Source organism: Halorubrum sp. SP3, assembly GCF_005435195.1.
GTDB lineage: Archaea > Halobacteriota > Halobacteria > Halobacteriales > Haloferacaceae > Halorubrum > Halorubrum sodomense.
In genome coordinates this window covers 1-479 of the sequence record NZ_SGTU01000345.1, presented here as the reverse complement: position 1 = coordinate 479, position 479 = coordinate 1, and the positions used below count along the sequence as shown (strand labels likewise).

The 479-nt window shown below is 60.8% G+C and carries 1 pseudogene; it reads right to left on the bottom strand.

The annotated features are described in order from the left end of the window. Window positions 1–479 (bottom strand): annotated as a pseudogene (locus EXE42_RS16810) (type IV secretory system conjugative DNA transfer family protein); the annotation flags it as partial.

Sequence of the window (479 nt, the reverse complement as noted above, 5' to 3'; positions counted from 1 at the left end):
TTGTTGAGCAACTCTACGTACGCCGCCTCCTCCCGCAGCCGGAGCTGATCGGGGAACTGGGTGGCGAGCGTGACGCTACACCCAAAGGAGCGGGACTGCGACAGCAGCTCGTCAACAATGCCGGAGGTAACCAGTTGAGCGGCCTCCTCGAGATACAGATTAACGAGGGGCCGCTCATCCGAATCAGTTGTCCGGGCGCGCCGCTGGAGCGCGGTCCACAGCTTCGAGAGAACGGTCCGGGTGAGCGCCTGCTGGCTGGCTGAGTGTAAGGCACCGGTGTCGATGATGATGACCGCGTCCTCGTCGATCACCTGGCGGAAATCGAGGTGTGGGTCATCACTGTCGGGCACGTGATTGAACAGCTGGGTGAGCCGGTCATCGATCGGAATCTTCTCGATCCGATTGTGAACCCCCTGAAGCAGCTCGTCGAACGTCTGCTGGCTGTTGGCAGCGACGCTGTACAACATCGATTGAAGCTC